Annotated in this window: 14 protein-coding genes; 6 read left to right on the top strand and 8 right to left on the bottom strand. The window is 58.3% G+C overall.

Annotated features, from left to right (window positions below):
* The first annotated feature begins 70 nt into the window (after positions 1–70).
* Positions 71–1,129, top strand: coding sequence for an MBL fold metallo-hydrolase (locus KGA83_RS18280; protein ID WP_223530430.1), 1,059 nt, complete (start codon positions 71–73; stop codon positions 1,127–1,129).
* Positions 1,130–1,273: 144 nt separating this feature from the next.
* Here the strand turns inward: KGA83_RS18280 and KGA83_RS18275 are convergent, their stop codons facing one another.
* Positions 1,274–1,591, bottom strand: a complete 318-nt coding sequence (locus KGA83_RS18275; RefSeq protein WP_223530429.1) for an XRE family transcriptional regulator — start codon at positions 1,589–1,591, stop codon at positions 1,274–1,276.
* A 119-nt stretch (positions 1,592–1,710) separates the two neighbouring features.
* Positions 1,711–2,676, bottom strand: coding sequence for a hypothetical protein (locus KGA83_RS18270; protein WP_223530427.1), 966 nt, complete (start codon positions 2,674–2,676; stop codon positions 1,711–1,713).
* 288 nt (positions 2,677–2,964) lie between these two features.
* Here KGA83_RS18270 and KGA83_RS18265 point away from each other — a divergent pair, with 288 nt between their 5' ends.
* The 3 genes from KGA83_RS18265 to KGA83_RS18255 all read left to right on the top strand — a co-directional run bounded on the left by KGA83_RS18265 (position 2,965) and on the right by KGA83_RS18255 (position 8,717).
* Positions 2,965–4,731, top strand: coding sequence for a SulP family inorganic anion transporter (locus KGA83_RS18265; RefSeq protein ID WP_223530425.1), 1,767 nt, complete (start codon positions 2,965–2,967; stop codon positions 4,729–4,731).
* A 173-nt stretch (positions 4,732–4,904) separates the two neighbouring features.
* Positions 4,905–8,408 carry an alkaline phosphatase family protein gene (locus KGA83_RS18260; protein WP_223530423.1) on the top strand — a complete coding sequence of 1,168 codons (3,504 nt, stop codon included), beginning with the start codon at positions 4,905–4,907 and terminating at the stop codon, positions 8,406–8,408.
* A gap of 63 nt (positions 8,409–8,471) precedes the next feature.
* Entirely contained in the window at positions 8,472–8,717 is a 246-nt protein-coding gene (locus KGA83_RS18255; RefSeq protein WP_223530421.1) for a type II toxin-antitoxin system Phd/YefM family antitoxin, read from the top strand.
* Positions 8,718–8,975: 258 nt separating this feature from the next.
* Here the strand turns inward: KGA83_RS18255 and KGA83_RS18250 are convergent, their stop codons facing one another.
* From KGA83_RS18250 to KGA83_RS30105, 6 genes are all read right to left on the bottom strand, one after another.
* Positions 8,976–9,689, bottom strand: a complete 714-nt coding sequence (locus KGA83_RS18250) for an HNH endonuclease (RefSeq protein WP_223530419.1) — start codon at positions 9,687–9,689, stop codon at positions 8,976–8,978.
* A 116-nt stretch (positions 9,690–9,805) separates the two neighbouring features.
* Entirely contained in the window at positions 9,806–10,339 is a 534-nt protein-coding gene (locus KGA83_RS18245) for a Bro-N domain-containing protein (RefSeq protein WP_223530417.1), read from the bottom strand.
* 1,087 nt (positions 10,340–11,426) lie between these two features.
* Positions 11,427–12,674: a ribonucleotide-diphosphate reductase subunit beta gene (locus tag KGA83_RS18240; RefSeq protein WP_108215199.1), complete on the bottom strand. Its 1,248-nt coding sequence runs from the start codon at positions 12,672–12,674 to the stop codon at positions 11,427–11,429.
* A gap of 526 nt (positions 12,675–13,200) precedes the next feature.
* A complete protein-coding gene (locus KGA83_RS18235; protein ID WP_108215200.1) occupies positions 13,201–13,476 on the bottom strand; it encodes a hypothetical protein in 276 nt (91 codons plus the stop codon).
* A 190-nt stretch (positions 13,477–13,666) separates the two neighbouring features.
* A complete protein-coding gene (locus tag KGA83_RS18230; protein WP_108215201.1) occupies positions 13,667–13,930 on the bottom strand; it encodes a DUF2790 domain-containing protein in 264 nt (87 codons plus the stop codon).
* Positions 13,931–14,043: 113 nt separating this feature from the next.
* Complete coding sequence (locus KGA83_RS30105) at positions 14,044–14,541, bottom strand: hypothetical protein (protein ID WP_411741913.1); 498 nt, start codon at positions 14,539–14,541, stop codon at positions 14,044–14,046.
* Positions 14,542–14,704: 163 nt separating this feature from the next.
* Here KGA83_RS30105 and acs point away from each other — a divergent pair, with 163 nt between their 5' ends.
* Positions 14,705–16,660, top strand: a complete 1,956-nt coding sequence (acs, locus tag KGA83_RS18220) for an acetate--CoA ligase (RefSeq protein WP_223530415.1) — start codon at positions 14,705–14,707, stop codon at positions 16,658–16,660.
* Between the two features lie 689 nt (positions 16,661–17,349).
* Positions 17,350–18,129 (top strand): ABC transporter substrate-binding protein, encoded by a 780-nt coding sequence (locus KGA83_RS18215; RefSeq protein WP_108215204.1) that lies wholly within the window; start codon positions 17,350–17,352, stop codon positions 18,127–18,129.
* The last annotated feature ends 67 nt before the right edge of the window (positions 18,130–18,196 follow it).

Below are 18,196 nucleotides of genomic sequence, written 5' to 3'. Positions count from 1 at the left end.
GTGCCTTGGCCATTTATCGTCCCAAAGCGGAAAATCGCGTCATGCGCGGTTTTTCTGGAGTCATTCAGTCATGGCCAATTCAAACTCCCCGGCGGACAACGCCTCCACACCTGAAGCGTCCCGACAGGCTCAAGGGCAGTATCAAAACTTCACGCCGGTGCAACGTTTAAGCTTTGGCAAAACCATGGGCATCCTGTGGAACGCGCTGTTCCACAAACCGCAAAACACCCGCCCGAGCGCGCCCGTCCCGGTACAAGCCCTGACTCAAGCCGCGTTGATCGCAGCGCCCAACCACAGCGTCTATCGCCTGGGCCACTCCACGGTGTTGCTCAAGCTGCGCGACAAGTTCTGGATCACCGACCCGGTCTTCGCCGAGCGCGCCTCGCCCGTGCAGTGGGCCGGCCCCAAGCGTTTCCACCAGCCACCGATCAGCCTGGAAGAATTGCCACCGATCGAAGCGGTGATCCTGTCCCACGATCACTATGACCACCTGGATCATGCGGCCGTGCTCAAGCTCGCGAACAAGACCAAATATTTCCTTACCCCGCTGGGCGTAGGCGACACCCTGATCAAATGGGGCATCGACGCCAGCAAAATCCGCCAGCTGGATTGGTGGCAAGGCACGGAAGTCGATGGCATCCAGTTCATCGCCACCCCGTCGCAGCACTTTTCCGGTCGTGGCCTGTTCGACAGCAACAGCACCCTCTGGGCCTCGTGGGTGATGATCGACGGCGACTCACGCATCTTCTTCAGCGGCGACAGCGGCTACTTCGACGGCTTCAAACGCATCGGCGAACAGTACGGCCCATTCGACCTGACTCTGATGGAAACCGGTGCCTACAACGTCGACTGGCCGCACGTGCACATGCAACCCGAACAAACCCTGCAAGCCCACCTCGACCTCAAGGGCCGCTGGCTACTGCCCATCCACAACGGCACCTTCGACCTGTCGATGCACGCCTGGTACGAACCCTTCGACCGTATCCTGGCCCTGGCCTGGGAACGCAACGTATCGATCACCACACCGCAGATGGGCGAGGCGTTCAACCTGATGCATCCGCAGCGTGGTGGTGCGTGGTGGCTGGCGGTGGAAGGGGAGAGTGAGCGGGGGGTTGTTCAGAACGCGTAGAGTGATGGGCTCTGTAGGAGCGAGCTTGCTCGCGATGGACTAAAGGGCGCCATGTTTAGCCAGGAAGCGCGCGTTATCGTTAACGTCCATCGCGAGCAAGCTCGCTCCTACAGGGGGCCATTTATCGTCAGTCAGTGAGTTGGCTCACTCCACCATCGCAAAATCCGCCCGCCCAACCGGATTCGGCGTAGACCCCCTCACATTCATCCCCCGACCCGGCGCAAACCCCGGGAAGAACACCAACCCTTCGGCTTCAAGCCGATAGGCCAACGCCAGGCGCGTGACATCCCGCACCTCCTGTCGCGCCTCGAAGCGTTGAATGGCCTCCACCGAGACGCTGGACTCCCGCGACAGCTCTTGCACACTCCAGCCCAGCATCGCTCGGGCCTGGGCGCAGTGGGCCGGGGTGAATTGGAAGAGGGCGATACGTTCCAGGGTGATTTTCATCGCTTGAGAGGCCATGGTGTTCTCCGGGCTCGAGAGTGTTGGTCAAAATATACTGTGTTTTTGTACAGTTGTTTTGAGCCCGGATCAAACGCATTTTTTGATTTTTCTTTTCAGGCAGACGAACGGCGCTGTGCTTATTTGCCCGCCAACCCCGGCGCTTCCCGCACGATAAAGTGATCCAGGTTTTCAATATTGGCGCTGAACACTCCGAACGACTGCTCGGGGTTTTTCTTGCTCGGCACCTGCTTCAGCTCAGGCGTCACCCCATAAAAGAAGCAATACAACTCCTGCCCGCTCTCGATGGCGTGCTTGATCTCTTCCAGGAACGCCTTGCGCTTGCGGTAGCTGTCGATGAGCTTTTTGCTCAGGTAGACATTGACCGAGTACGGCTTCTTCTCGAACCAGACCTTCTTCTCGAAGTCGATGCGAAAGCTTTGGGTGTAGTCCTTGATCTCCTTGACCTTGCCCCAGTAAATCAGCCCCTTGTTGTCCTGCAGGTATTCGATCTTCTTGAAAAACGACGCGTAAGGCGCGGTGTGCTCGCCAATCTTCAGCGGCACGCGCTTGAGCAAATCCTTGTCGTCAAAGTTTGAAACGAAACATTCCACCGGATGGGCGAAGACGCTGGTCTTGTCCGGGGCCGACTCCCTGCCCGGTTGCTCGACGTTGCTGGCCACCTTGGGTGCCATCGGTTCATCCCGAGCCCCATCCGCAATCACCACCGGGATGGACGACTTACGCACATACTCCCGCCGAGCCAGTAACAATTCCGACGGGAAATGTTCCTCGCGACTGTCATCCGTTTCCGCCTCATCCGCACCTGACGCCGGCGTCTTCAAGCTGACATAAGGGCAACCCTCGACATGCCGCGTACTTGGCAAGTTCTTGAAGTGCGGCGTGCGCACGTAATTCACGTTCTTCGCGTTGAACGTGCCCAGCTCATTGGCCGTATCGAACGCAAGGCGACAGGCATCGTTGGGGCACTGGAAGTGTTCCCTGGCGGAATCGAAATCCATCGTCTCGTCGAAATTCAGGTCCCGAACGTCGTAGATCGACAACTTGTCGTTGAGGCTGAGGCAGTAGGCGAGGTCGAATTTCATGTCGGCTTCCAGGTCCTTTAGGTGACCAGCTTCCAGTGATGGCGCATTCGAAGCAATAGCTACACTCAGATCACTTCGATATCGCCAAGCCTGCACAGTCCATCAAGGAGGTAATTGATCACTGATCACTGTAGGAGCGAGCTTGCTCGCGATGGTCGTTAACGATATCGCGTGTTTACTGACTTAACGCGGCGCTCTTGAGTCCATCGTCGGAACGCCGCCCGGAGCAAGCTCGCTCCTACAGACAGAGTTTTTAAATGAACTGCGTTACATCAACGAGGGCGGTTAATGAGCCATTCAGATGCTTCGCCGCCCGTTTCGGAGCCGGGCCGGATAGCCCGCCGGGATGAGCAGAGCGGTTGGCGCCGCTGGCTACCGGGGCTGGGCATGCTGCGTGAATACCAACCGGCATGGTTGCGTTACGACATCGTGGCCGGTCTGGTGCTGACCACGATGCTGGTGCCCGTCGGTATCGCCTATGCGGTGGCCTCGGGCGTGCCCGGCATCTATGGCCTCTACGCGACCATCGTTCCGCTGCTGTTTTATGCCTTGTTCGGCCCCAGCCGCATTCTGGTGATGGGGCCGGATTCCTCCCTGGTGACCGTCATCCTTGCCGTCATCCTTCCACTCTCCGGCGGCGACCCGCAGCGTGCCGTCGCTCTGGCGGGAATGATGGCGATCGTCTCGGGAGCGGTGTGTATCCTGGCCGGTATGGCGCGCCTGGGTTTTATCACCGAGCTGCTGTCCAAACCGATTCGCTACGGCTACATGAACGGCATCGCACTGACCGTATTGATCAGCCAGTTGCCCAAGCTGTTCGGTTTTTCGATTGAGTCCAACGGTCCATTGAGAGACTTATGGTCCATCGCCTCAGCGGTGCTGGAGGGTAAGGTCAACTGGACCACCTTCATGGTGGGCGGACTCACCCTGGCGGTGATCCTGCTGCTCAAAAGGTGGCCGCGGTTGCCGGGCATCCTGATCGCCGTGGCAGGCGCGACAGTCGCCGTGGGTGTACTCGACCTTGCGACACGCGCCGGTGTGTCGGTCCTCGGTTCGCTCCCCCAAGGCTTGCCCGGGTTCGCCATCCCCTGGATCACCACCGCCGATATGGTCCCGGTGTTGATCGGCGGTTGCGCCGTAGCACTCGTCTCGTTCGCCGACACCAGCGTGCTCTCCCGTGTCTATGCGGCGCGGACCCGCACCTACGTCAACCCGAACCAGGAAATGGTAGGCCTGGGCATCGCCAACCTGGCGGCCGGATTTTTTCAGGGTTTCCCGATCAGCAGCAGCTCGTCGCGTACGCCCGTGGCAGAAGCCGCCGGTGCCAAAACCCAGATGACCGGCGTCGTCGGCGCACTGACGGTTGCCTTGCTGCTGGTGATGGCGCCGGACCTGCTGCAACATCTACCTTCCAGCGCACTGGCGGCGGTGGTGATCGCCTCGGCCATTGGCCTGATCGAGATCACCGACCTGCGCCGGATCTATCGCATCCAGCGCTGGGAATGCTGGCTATCGATTGTCTGTACGGTCGGCGTGACCGTGTTCGGCGCGATCGAGGGCATCGGCCTGGCCATCGTGATTGCCGTCATTGAATTCCTCTGGGATGGCTGGCGCCCATACTCCGCGGTATTGGGCCGTGCCGATGGGGTCAAGGGCTACCACGACATCAAACGCTACCCCGACGCGCGGCTGATCCCCGGCCTGGTCCTGTTTCGCTGGGATGCGCCCTTGTTTTTCGCCAACGCCGAACTGTTCAGCGACCGAGTGCTGGACGCCGTGGCGGCATCGCCCACGCCCGTGCGCTGGCTGGTGGTCGCCGCAGAACCGGTCACCAGCGTCGACGTGACCTCCGCCGACATGCTGGCCGAACTGGACGACACCCTGCACGCGGCGGGTATCGAGTTATGCATTGCCGAGATGAAGGACCCGGTCAAGGACAAACTCAAGCGGTTTGGGTTGTTTGCGCGTTTGGGTGAAACGGCGTTTTTTCCAACGGTCGGGGCGGCTGTGGATAGCTATGTTGCGATGTATTCGGTGGATTGGGTGAAAGGATAGGTGCTCCCGTCATTGGACAAGCCCCCATCGCCTGACTAGCGTTGTCTGGCAGATCGAATCGCCGCATGCCTCATGGGCAAGTGCCGGACCAAACGGACTCTCCAGCCATCCAAGCCTTGATTGCCGTGAAACCCGAGAGGTTGAAATCGAGACTTCACAGCAAGGAGCGAACCATGCCGAACAACTGGCCCGCCGGGATTGAGCACGTTGTCGTGCTGATGATGGAAAATCGATCATTCGATCATCTGCTGGGGGATTACACCCGCATCAACCCCGCGTGTGACGGTATCGACCGTAATAAACCCAGCACCAATCCGCTGAAGCTGGCCAATGGCAAATCGACGGTGATCACCCAGGCATCGGAGTTCCCGGAAAACTACAGCCTGTGGGCGCCGCCGCCCCCTCTACCTCCGGCGCTGCCGCCGAGCAACAGTGAGGGTTTCGACCTTGGCCACGAGTTCGTCAACGTAGAGAAACAACTGGGCGTCTCCTTCAAGACCAGCCCGGCCAACCCCACGCTCAAGGGGTTTGCCCAGGATGCCTACGACAAGGCCCGCACCGACCTGAAGGTCTACAAAACCTGGTCGCAATCCATGGCCCAACGGGCGATGAACTACATCCCGTTCGGCGCCACGCCGGCCGACGATACGCTGCCGGCCATCCACGGGCTGGCACGCAATTTCACTGTGTGCGACCGCTGGTTTTCCTCAGTGCCAGGCCCGACCTGGCCGAACCGCTTTTTTGCCATGCTCGGCAGTTGCAATGGTCATCTGCTGATGCCCTCCACCGGCACGGTGCTGGCCGGCATCAAAAGCCTGATCGCACAGTTTGGCGGCGAGAGTATTTTTTCGCTGCTGCGCAACAATGGCCACGACGCACGCATTTATTCCGACGGCGCCGTTCCGCTGGCGGCGCTGGTCAAGGGTGGTTTGCAGCACCTGAGCATCGACGATTTCAAATCAGACGTCGCCGGTAACAAGCTCCCTGAGCTGTCCTGGATCGAGCCGAGCTATGGCCTGCTCAACGGCAAACTCGGGCCCAACGTGTCGCATCATCCGCCTGAAGACCTGCGCTTTGGCGATCGGTTTGTCGGTGAGGTGTTCAATGCCTTGTCGGCCAACACCGCTGTCTGGAACAAAACCCTGTTCGTGCTGCTGTACGACGAACATGGTGGTTTCCATGACCACGTGGTGCCGCCGACTTGCGTGGCGACCGGTTCAACGGTCGATGTTTCCTGGAAAAATCCCTTCACCCGACTCGGTGTGCGTGTTCCGGCGATCCTGGCTTCGCCGTGGCTCAAGCCGGGCTTGATCCCCTGGACGGGCGATGTCCAGGCGCAGCACTACGATCACACCAGCCTGCTGGCGTTTCTTTGCGATCACTTCAAATTGCCGCGCAGTGCCCTTGGCCCACGGGTGGTCGCCGCGCAGCACTTTGGCAACGCGCCCATCTGGCGCACTGCACCGGGCGTAACGGCTGCGCCAAAGTTGGCGACCACCGTGGTGCCAAGTCGCGCCGGGTTGCCGTTGATCGAGTCCGAACTGGCGACCCAGAGTCGGCAGGTGGTGGACAGCGCCACCGGATACCTCGACGGCCTCGATCCAGAGCAGATCTGGAAGAGCAGTGCCCAATGGGTCAGCGGTTTTCTCGGCAACCGCAGCCGCGCCTTAGCTGATCCGGGTCAGGCTGCGCTTACGCCGGCCGCGCCCAGTGCGGACAGTCTGGAGGCGAAACTGCGGCGCCTGCAGGACTTGATGGTCACCGCCCAAGGGCAAACGGTGCCTCCGGTGGCGGCGCCGGCCAGCAAGGCCTTGGTCGAGCCGGGAGCGGAAGTCGCGCCAACACGGCTGCGCGTGCTGTGCCTGCCCGGTGTGGGGTTTACGCCGGCCAGCCAGGGGCAGGGCGGCGTCGATGGGAACTGGCAGGAACAATGGCGCACCTTGATCCGTACTCAACTGGCACAGAACGGTCGCCTCATCGATGATCAGGACATCGACTTTCTGACTTTCGATGACCAGCTCAAGGAGGGGCCGGACTTCGCCCAGATCACCCGAGGCCTGGCGATGCTGAGGGCCGACGCCAGGGGCAAGGCCGACGAGAATTTCGGCAGTTGGGGCCTGCCGGTCAACCAGATGTTGCGCACCACGGTGGGCGCCCTCGTGCAATGGATCGAAGACGCCGAGTTGCGCACAGAGTTGACTCAACATCTGCTGGCGAAGATCGAAGCATTCAATCCGCAGATCATCTTCGCCCAAGGCCTGGGCAGCCTGATCGGCTACGACGCCCTGCGCCGTTCGGTGGCGAAAAAAGGTTCGGCACTAAAGCGCATCGATGGCCGAGTGTTCGTCAGCTTTGGCTCACCGATCGCACTGCCGCTGGTGATGCGCGAAGTGTGGGGCGGGCGGGTCCTGCGCCTGAGCGAAAACGGCCGAGGCATCCGCCGCTGGTTCCACCTGCACAACCCCAACGATGGCTTGCTGACCCGGCCGATCACCTCGCCGGATTCGGCGCGGGTCGACCTGCAAACCGAGTTCAGCCTGCCATTGCGCGATGACCTGCTCGACCTCAATCACGCCGCCCAGGCCTACCTGTCGTCAGCCACCAGTCAGACCGGCCTGTGGCCGCAACTGGCCCGCGACGTGGTGGCAGCGCGGGCGCTGGAGGTACCAGCGTTCCTGTCCCGCAGCGGCCAACGCAAACGCCGCGCCCTGGTGGTCGGCATCAACGATTACCCCGACCCGAGCGCACGCCTCGACGGCTGCATCAACGACACCTACCTGATCAGCCGCATGCTCCAGGAAAGCGGCTACGACGCCGGCGACATCCGATTGCTGCACGACGCCCGAGCGACCCGGGCCAACTTCGTCGAACGCCTCGAATGGCTGGTGGAAGGCGCCCGCGCCGGCGACGAGCGCGTGCTGTTCTACTCCGGCCACGGCACTCAACTGCCGGTCTACAGCAGCAGCGGCGAAGCCGATTGCATGGACGAAACCCTGGTGCTCCACGACTTCGACTGGGACGACGACAGCACCCACTTCACCGACAAACTGTTCCGCCAGTTCTACAGCCACCTGCCCTTCGACCCGGACGGCCACGGCGCCAAACTCACCGTCATGTTCGACTGCTGCTACGCCGGCGGCATGACCCGCGGCAACGGCCGCGTGCGCGGCATCACCCCACCCAGCGACATCCGCCACCGCATGCTGCGCTGGGACCCCTACGCCGGCGACTGGGACCGCCGCGTCTACGCCGTCGACACCGACCGCCGCGACTTCAGCGAACAAGACCACACAACCCGCGGCCTCACCCGCACCCGCACCACCCAAGGCGCCGCCACTGGCCTGCGCCCCGAGAAAAAAGCCCAACTGCTGCGCCAAGGCAAACTCTACGGCCACCACGGCCCCTACATGCCCCTGATGCTCTATGCCGCTAGGGAAAACGAAAAAGCCAGCGAATATGTGGCGGGCTCCAACCACTACGGCGCCTTCACCTACGCCCTGGTTGAGCAACTGCGCAAATTGCACCAGGAGGATGCGACGTTGGGGTTTGATCAGTTGATTGAGCGGGTGGGGAGTGTGTTGAGCGCCAGGTCGTTGGGGCAGACGCCGGAGATTGTTGGGCCGAGTGGGGTTAGGGCGGCGGTGTGTCCGTGGCGGATTAGTGGGTTGGGGAGGTGAGGGGGCTGGCCTATCGAAAAGCTACGGCTTCGGCTAGTTTGGCTAACTCCATGGAGGTGCCAAATGACTGAGCGGGTAAAAGTAAACATGCGCGAAGCCAAATCACAGCTTTCCCAACTTGCCGAGCGTGCATGGAATGGTGACAACGTGGTGATCACCAAAAACGGTAAGCCTTACCTGGTTCTGCTGCCCCATGTTGATACACCCCGGGCTCGAACGCCTGGGCGGTTGAAGGGGAAAATTCGGATGTCTGCGGATTTCGATAAGACTCTCGATGATCTAATCGATGGATTTGAGGACCGTCTATGAGGTGCTTGCTGAATTGATGTTTCCCAAACCGACGCAGATCCCCTGTGGGAGCGAGCCTGCTCGCGATTCGCAAGACCAACGCAGCAACCAAGTCAGCCACCAACCTTGTGGCGAGGGGGCTTGCCCCCGTTGGGCCGCGAAGCGGCCCTAAATACTGCAACTCGCGGAGTATCAGACAAACCGAATTGTACGGATTGACGACTGCTGCGCAGCCGAACGGGGGCAAGCCCCCTCGCCACAGGTTAATGTTCTGCTCGGCTATTCGGGTTTTAACCGTTTCACCTTTGTATAAAGCGAAGCTGTGAACTCCTCTCGGTCACTCGAATGATGACAACGACGATGGCAGTTCGGACACAGTGCTACGGTATTGCTCCGACGATCTGTGCCTTGTTGTACCAAGTGCTTAACGTGGTGAACCTCAAGATAAGGTGTCCCATCCTTTTCAAACGGAGCAGGTTGGCCACAACCCTCACAGATACCTTTTGCGTTCGCTAAAATCCACTTTTTGATTTTTGATGTCCGAACAAAAGACTTGGTGATGCTGACCATTTGTTGGGGGATCAAAACGCCTTCCGGTTCACTCACCAAGTCCTGTTTTTTAACTCGCTTAACTACTCGAATTGGAGTTTCATCATCAGCGATAGGCGTATCGGCATTAAGCGTCAAAAGCCCTTTGGATTGAAGAATCCTGTTGAGGCGCGCGGTTATTCCTGAGCCAAGATGTTCCTTAGGCTTGTAAGCGGACATTGTCTTCAAGCCAAGCTCGTTGAACAAAGCGGAAATATTCTTTAGGCGGTAATCAATGGAGTTGTAGTTGCGACCTGGGAGCACGCTGGCTTGTAAAATCCTGTATTCCGAAGCTTTACTGAATTTTTCATCGTTTGGGTATCGCGCCTGAATTGCGAGATACGCGTCGACCGAAGCTGCCAATTCGTCATCAGTCCAGCCGGTATTTTCATTTTCCGTATCCATAAAACCGCCGAGGGTTGAAAACCCTCGGACGATACTGAGTGGCCACTACGACTGTCTAGGAAAATTCCTACACAAAACAGGGACGAATCTCGCAAGAGATCCTACAAATACGCCACCTAGCCCATCGATTGCTTCGACAACTGAAACACCTGCATCACCTTCCGCCACCAAGACTTAACCACCGGCGTCCGCTTTTGCGTGTGATCAAGCAACAGATAAGGCATGTCCCGCAGCCGAATCCAACCTTCATCCTGCCAATGTAGCAGGCTCAGTGACATTTCCGGCCAATCCAACAAACTCAACGTCGGCCGAACCGAATTACCCGATTGCTCCGCATCACGTAAGGCCGGCACCACTTGATGGGTGATCCACTCGCGCAGCAACCGATTTCCTGGCGCGTAGTGATACACCAAAAGCGCATAAACACCGGACTCACTGAGCATCAACTGCTTTTCCGGTTGCAGGTAATACTCAATCCACAGCGTGCGGTGTTGGTCTTTGTCTAGCTTGTTGACCATGCGTTCACTTAAATGAAAACCCATCAAACGGCCGATATCACGGGCGCAGAACCATGGTTGGTTTTCTAGGAGGAGGGCGTGGAGAGGGAGGTTGTGACGCGTGAAGACTGTTACAGAAAAGAGATCAGACATGACCGATCTCCATGGTTCGGAGAGTGACGAGAAGGTTGTGTTCAGGCATATCCATTACCTCTACGTTTGGACTTTGACGGGCCTGACCCCAACGTTGAGTGGACATAAGAAGCTCCAACGAGCAAAAGCCTCACACAGCCGTACGATAAATCACCAAGGGTGACTGCTCGTCTGTGCAATTGGCTAGCTTTCTACGTTGGGCGTTTCTTAGGCACCTGCAGTAAAGCTTAGGGCCGCTTGGAATGGCCCTCAATACAGAAGGTGCTGGAATACATGTAGGAGATTTAGCTACTACTGATATTGCGAGTAAGAGTTTTCCTACCCCATAAAAAATAGCCGCGGAGTCCGCGGCTATTCCTACTTGAGGTCAAAGTTGAGCAAAAATGCTGACCATACGACTATCTCCTTTTCGATATCCCGGCCGAGGTCCCTGAAAGCTATCACCGGAGACTCTAAGGTTGGAAATCTTACTTAGTTCACAGAGATCCCATTCGTGCCCTGGCGTGACATGACACTCCCAGTGTCTGAAAGCACCGTAGCAATACTTTTCCAGTGCGAGAAATACCAATTGCATGTGGTTCAACTACACGATCAATACCGCTATAGGTGAACTTCAGCACTTGAAGGGTATTGATTGCATCAGTAATGAGCTGATTCATAAGTCGTTACTCTGAACATGATTATAGAGCGGGACAGTCACCTGTCCCGCGCCCCTACGCTTTGACAAAAAAGCAGAATGGACGGCCGTCCTTACGGAAAACGTCCTTACCACTACGCCAGTGCTTAAAGCTCATACAGAAAACGGCTCTGTATCCTGGCGGCGCCACTGGACCTTCGTTCATAAAACGAAATCTCCGACGCGAGGCCGTTGTAACCGTCCGAAAGGGGTCTATAATCACGTCGCGCATTTTCCCAATGCATCGTGATTTGAGATCTTTCAGTCACGGCCCGCACCTTCGGGCTTCGGTTCAATGGTGCGGTCAAGACCCGCAGCAATCGTTGGCGCGATTACTGCGGGTTTCTTGTTTTTGGTTACTACTAAATTTTTCGACCTGCTGCTCTGAAGGAGCAGCAGGTGACGTGGTAATCAATCCCAGCTCAAAGCCCCACCAGTCTGATACTCAATAACCCGCGTCTCAAAGAAATTCTTCTCTTTCTTCAAGTCCATAATCTCGCTCATCCAAGGGAACGGGTTAGTCGTCCCTGGATACTCTTCCTTCAACCCAATCTGCGACAAACGACGGTTAGCGATGAACTTCAGGTAGTCCTCCATCATCGCCGCGTTCATGCCCAACACCCCACGAGGCATGGTGTCACGGGCGTATTCGATCTCCAGCTGAGTGCCCTGCAGAATCATCTGCGAAGCTTCTTCCTTCATCTCGGCATCCCACAAATGCGGGTTTTCGATTTTGATCTGGTTGATCACGTCGATGCCGAAGTTCAGGTGCATGGATTCGTCGCGCAGGATGTACTGGAACTGCTCGGCGACGCCGGTCATTTTGTTGCGGCGGCCCATGGAGAGGATCTGGGTGAAGCCGCAGTAGAAGAAGATGCCTTCCAGGACGCAGTAGTAGGCGATCAGGTTGCGCAGCAGTTCTTTGTCGGTTTCGACGGTGCCGGTTTCGAACTTCGGATCGGAGATCGAACGGGTGTATTTCAGGCCCCAGGTGGCTTTTTTCGCGACCGATGGGATCTCGTGGTACATGTTGAAGATTTCGCCTTCATCCATGGCCAGCGATTCGATGCAGTACTGGTAGGCGTGGGTGTGGATCGCCTCTTCGAAGGCCTGGCGCAGGATGTACTGGCGGCATTCCGGGTTGGTGATCAGGCGGTACACGGCCAGGACCAGGTTGTTGGCAACCAGGGAGTCGGCGGTGGAGAAGAAGCCGAGGTTGCGCATAACGATGCGGCGCTCGTCGTCGGTCAGGCCTTCCGGGTCTTTCCAGAGGGCGATGTCGGCGGTCATGTTGACTTCTTGCGGCATCCAGTGGTTTGCGCAGCCGTCCAGGTACTTCTGCCAGGCCCAGTCGTACTTGAAAGGTACGAGTTGGTTGAGGTCGGCGCGGCAGTTGATCATGCGCTTTTCGTCAACGGCGACACGGGCGGAGGCGCCTTCGAGTTCGGCGAGGCCTTCGGCGACGTCGAGGGAATCCAGTGCAGCTTTGGCGCGGGCAACGGCGGCGGAGTCAGAAGCGGTCACGGCGCGGGCTTCCAGGGCGGCGGCACCGCCGGCGCTGTCGAGACGGTCCATGTTGGCTTCGGTGGCGTGGCCAGCGTTGGCGCTCTTGACTGCTACTTCCGTGTCTTCTTTGTCGAATTCGTCCCAGCTCAGCATGACGTGTCGTCTCCTGCGTGAGGGCCAGTGTGCCCGTGTGAAAATGGATAGTTGGTTTTTCACACGGCCTTACTGGCCGCGTTGGATCTAAAGGAATCGTTTTTTGCAGCAGCTATGCGCAGGCATCAAACAGAATTTTGTACGGGGTTCCGAGAGCCACTGATGGGCGCAGCAAGCGTTGATCGCCTGTGCGGGGCTTCAGACTGGCTTTTCGTCCCTGTAAGGGAATATTGCAGTCCCGTTTAAGGCCGCATTATAGGGAAGTTTTGCGTGCTGTGGGGCGGCGAAATGCCTCGCGGATCGGTCGACGGGGGCCGTATTTCGGTCGGAGCGAGGGTTTACAGGGCTTTGAACGAGGTTGGCGGGGGAAGATTTTTTTTCCCGATTTTTTGCCCTGGAATATTTTTGCTCAAGAAATAACCAAAAAAGGCATTTTTCACTACATCTTGTGTTTCGGTGGGGTTTTCTCAGGCTCCAGACACAACTAAGCCCGACCGAAGTCGGGCTATGAAGTCACGCTGGCGGATCAGCTCAGGCGAGCGGCACCGATGTGGTCGGCACCATCGGCGGCGAGGCGGGCGGCACCGGTGTGGTCAGCGCCGTCGGAAGCCAGTTTGCCGGCGCCAATGTGGTCTGCGCCATCGGCGGCGAAGGACGCGGAGCCGGTGTGGTCGTAACCGTCGGCAGCGACAGCGGCTTCAGTGGTGTAAGCGGCCGAGCCGGTGCGGTCGTAACCATCGGCGGCGAAGGTGTTGGCAGCCAGTACAGAGAGGGTCAGGGCGAGGATCAGTTGGGTTTTCATGGTCGTTGCTCCAGTTTCGCAGGCGTTGTTTGTCTTGGGTTGCAGTTGATTCTACGCCTGCTATTTCGATTAAAGAGCGCAAATAAATGCTTAAAGCAATCGATATAATCGATCATTAAGGTTCGGCGCTTCATCTGCCTGATCGAGGCGGGTGGGTCGAACCTTATTGGGGGAGGGGTTAAGCGGGGGATCAGCCGTTAGAGCAACCGTTGCCCATCGCGCTGTAACGCAGGATATGCCGTTGACCGTGGGAGTCTTCGTATTCCATTTTCATCGGCACAACTTCACAAACATTCGGGGCTTCGCTCATGGAGATCACTTTGGCGATGTCCAGATTCATCGAGTAAGTGTATTCCTCGATGGGCGGTTGTTGCTGGGCGACATCAGCCGGGACCTCGCCGGCCATGGCGGTTACGCACACGCTGCTGAGGGCCAGAACCCATAAAGCTTTCATTTGATATTCACCTTTTAAAGGTCGAGAGGGGGCACGCAATCCTTTTGGGATTGCGTGTGGAGCTTCAGTACCTGGGTGTTTGATTAACTGCCTTCGTGGGGGCTGCAACTGGGTTAATCAGGTTGCCTTGTTGGCGTGGCTGATTTTAGGTGGGCGCGCCTCGTCCATATAGCCGTGGATTTGATAAACACTTTTGACAGATCCTGTAACAATCCCTGAATAGCCGCTTCTTTTGCAGGAGCGAGCTTGCTCGCGATGAGCCAGAGAGCGCCGCGGGGTGTCAGATTGGGCGCGTTATCGTTGACGGCCATCGCGAGCTTGCTCGCGATGAGCCAGAGAGCGCCGCGGGGTGTCAGGTTGGGCGCGTTATCGTTGACGACCATCGCGAGCGAGCTCGCTCCTACAGGTACCGCGGTGGTAGTGGGAGCGAGCTTGCTCGCGATGAGCCAGAGAGCGCCGCGGGGTGTCAGATTGGGCGCGTTATCGTTGACGACCATCGCGAGCGAGCTCGCTCCTACAGGTACCGCGGTGGTAGTAGGAGCGAGCTTGCTCGCGATGAGCCAGAGAGCGCCGCGGGGTGTCAGGTTGGGCGCGTTATCGTTGACGACCATCGCGAGCAGGCTCGCTCCCACAGGTACCGCGGCGGTAGTGGGCTTGAAGGTTTTTCATGACATTTTGTAGGGGCTTGTTACTACCATCGTCGAATGGTTCTATAGGCCCGGCCCGGCTAAAACGTGGTCATACAAAAACAACTATTCCACCGAGGTAAGAAAGATGAGTGCGGCTTCCCTGTATCCCGTTCGTCCCGAGGTCCTGGCCAACACGCTGACCGACGAGGCGACCTACAAGGCCATGTACCAGCAGTCGGTCGTCAACCCGGACGGCTTCTGGCGCGAGCAAGCCAAGCGCCTCGACTGGATCAAGCCTTTCACCACGGTGAAGCAGACTTCCTTCGACGATCACCATGTCGACATCAAGTGGTTTGCCGACGGCACCCTGAACGTGTCCTACAACTGTCTGGACCGGCATCTGGCCGAGCGCGGCGATCAGGTCGCGATCATCTGGGAGGGCGATGACCCAGCCGAAAGCCGCCACATCACTTACCGCGAGCTGCACGAGCAAGTGTGCAAGTTCGCCAACGCCCTGCGTGGTCAGGACGTGCACCGCGGCGACGTGGTGACGATCTATATGCCGATGATCCCCGAAGCTGTGGTCGCCATGTTGGCCTGTACCCGGATCGGCGCGATTCACTCGGTGGTGTTCGGCGGCTTCTCGCCGGAAGCCCTGGCCGGTCGCATCATCGACTGCAAATCCAAAGTGGTGATCACCGCCGACGAAGGTATTCGTGCCGGCAAGAAGATCCCGCTCAAGGCCAACGTCGATGACGCGCTGACCAATCCGGAAACCAGCAGCATCCAGAAAGTCATCGTGTGCCAGCGCACCGGTGGCGACATCAAGTGGAACCAGCATCGCGACATCTGGTTCGAAGACCTGATGAAAGTGGCCGGCACTGTATGTGCGCCGAAAGAGATGGGCGCCGAAGAAGCGCTGTTCATCCTTTATACCTCCGGCTCCACCGGCAAGCCGAAGGGCGTGCAGCACACCACCGGCGGTTACCTGTTGTACGCGGCCATGACCCACGAGCGCGTGTTCGACTACCGCCCGGGTGAAGTCTACTGGTGCACCGCCGACGTCGGCTGGGTCACCGGTCACAGTTATATCGTCTACGGCCCGCTGGCCAATGGCGCGACCACGCTGCTGTTCGAAGGCGTGCCGAACTATCCGGACATCACCCGGGTGTCGAAGATCGTCGACAAGCACAAGGTCAACATCCTCTACACCGCGCCGACTGCGATCCGCGCCATGATGGCCTCGGGCACCGCCGCCGTTGAAGGCGCCGATGGCAGCAGCCTGCGCTTGTTGGGTTCGGTGGGCGAGCCGATCAACCCGGAAGCCTGGGACTGGTACTACAAGAATGTCGGCAAGTCCCGTTGCCCGATCGTCGACACCTGGTGGCAGACCGAAACCGGCGGCAACATGATGAGCCCGCTGCCGGGTGCTCACGCGCTCAAGCCAGGCTCGGCGGCGCGTCCGTTCTTCGGCGTGGTGCCGGCCCTGGTGGACAACCTGGGCAACATCATCGAAGGCGAGGCCGAGGGCAACCTGGTGATTCTCGATTCGTGGCCAGGCCAGGCGCGTACGCTGTTTGGCGACCATGACCGCTTCGTCGACACTTACTTCAAGACCTTCCGTGGCATGTACTTCACCGGTGACGGCGCCCGTCGCGATGCCGATGGTTACTACTGGATCACCGGTCGCGTGGACGACGTGCTCAACGTGTCCGGCCACCGCATGGGCACCGCCGAGATCGAAAGCGCGATGGTCGCGCACCCGAAAGTCGCCGAAGCGGCGGTGGTCGGGGTGCCGCACGACATCAAGGGGCAGGGCATTTATGTGTATGTCACCCTGAAAAACGGTGAAGAGCCGAATGAGCAACTGCGCCTGGAACTGAAAAACTGGGTGCGCAAGGAGATCGGCCCGATTGCTTCGCCGGATGTGATCCAGTGGGCGCCGGGGCTGCCGAAGACTCGCTCGGGCAAGATCATGCGGCGGATTCTGCGCAAGATTGCCACGGCTGAGTACGATGGGTTGGGGGATATCTCGACCTTGGCTGATCCGAGTGTGGTGCAGCATTTGATTGATACGCACAAGACCATGAATGTCGCGTAAGCGGCGGATCTGAGTCATCAAAAGCCCTGCCTGGTTTTGCCTGGCGGGGCTTTTTCTTGCCTGAGGTTTTTGTGTTGGCTGGGCTGGCCTCATCGCGAGCAGGCTCGCTCCTACACTCGACTGGGTTGTCCGCCCGAACGCGATCGACTGTAGGAGTGAGCCTGCTCGCGATAGCGGTTTGTCAGGCGCTACAGCAACATCTACCAATAATTATCGGGTTCCTCTGTCGGCATCTTCCTACTGTTACCCGCGATCTTTCAGGTTACTGAATGTGTAACCGCATCGCTTCAATGCGGGGCATTGGGAAACGCCACACCCCATATCAGGGTTTAAAAAGTACCGCTGAAAAATAAGACCCCACGCTGCGCTTGCCGGATTAGAAGGGTTTGCCAATAATAGGCCCGCAATTTGCAACAGAGATCGGTTCAATGTCTTTTGCTCTCGCATGATTTTGCAGGGCTGTCAACGCGCTAAAACGGCTTTCTCGGTGCATCTGTAATTAGTTGTCGCATTGAAGAAATATCGGCCTCGGGCCTGTCGTTAGAATGCCGATCACTCGCTCGTCGTTGCTCGTGTTGAATTTAAACACCGGCTTCCCAGGACGCAGCACTGCTTTCTGGTTCCACTCATTCGCATATTGGGCTGTTGCTCACTCTGCCGTTTTTGCCCTTTACCGATGGAGTCCCAAGATGAAGAAACTCGTGCTGCTTGGCGCCCTGGCACTGTCGTCCGTGCTGTCCCTGCCAACCTTCGCCGATGAAAAACCTCTGAAAATCGGTATCGAAGCGGCTTACCCTCCGTTCGCGTCGAAAGCGCCGGACGGCAGCATCGTTGGTTTCGACTACGACATCGGCAATGCACTGTGTGAAGAGATGAAGACCAAGTGCGTGTGGGTCGAGCAAGAGTTCGACGGCCTGATCCCGGCACTGAAAGTGCGCAAGATCGACGCGATCCTGTCGTCCATGTCGATCACTGAAGATCGCAAGAAGTCCGTGGACTTCACCAACAAGTACTACAACACCCCGGCTCGCCTGGTCATGAAGGCTGGCACTCAGGTCAGCGAAGGCCTGACCGAGCTCAAGGGCAAGAACATCGGCGTGCAGCGTGGTTCGATCCACGAGCGTTTCGCCCGCGAAGTCCTGGCCCCGCTGGGTGCCGAGATCAAGCCATACGGTTCGCAGAACGAAATTTACCTCGACGTGGCCGCCGGCCGCCTCGACGGCACCGTGGCAGACGCTACGCTGCTGGATGACGGTTTCCTGAAAACCGACGCCGGTAAAGGTTTCGCCTTCGTCGGCCCTGCGTTCACCGACGTCAAATACTTCGGCGACGGCGTAGGCATTGCGGTTCGCAAGGGCGACAAGGCTGAGCTGGACAAGCTCAACGCAGCCATCGTGGCCATTCGCGAGAACGGCAAGTACAAGCAAATCCAGGACAAGTACTTCGCCTTCGATATCTACGGCAAGTAACACGTCCAAGCGACAAGTCCGAAATGGCGCAAGCAACAGGATCTCTGAGGTTTGCGCCATTTTTTCA

The organism is Pseudomonas sp. GL-R-19, assembly GCF_019956375.1.
In the GTDB taxonomy this organism is placed as follows: Bacteria; Pseudomonadota; Gammaproteobacteria; order Pseudomonadales; family Pseudomonadaceae; genus Aquipseudomonas.
The sequence above is the reverse complement of the archived record's forward strand: the minus strand, read 5'-3'. Positions and strand labels throughout refer to the sequence as shown.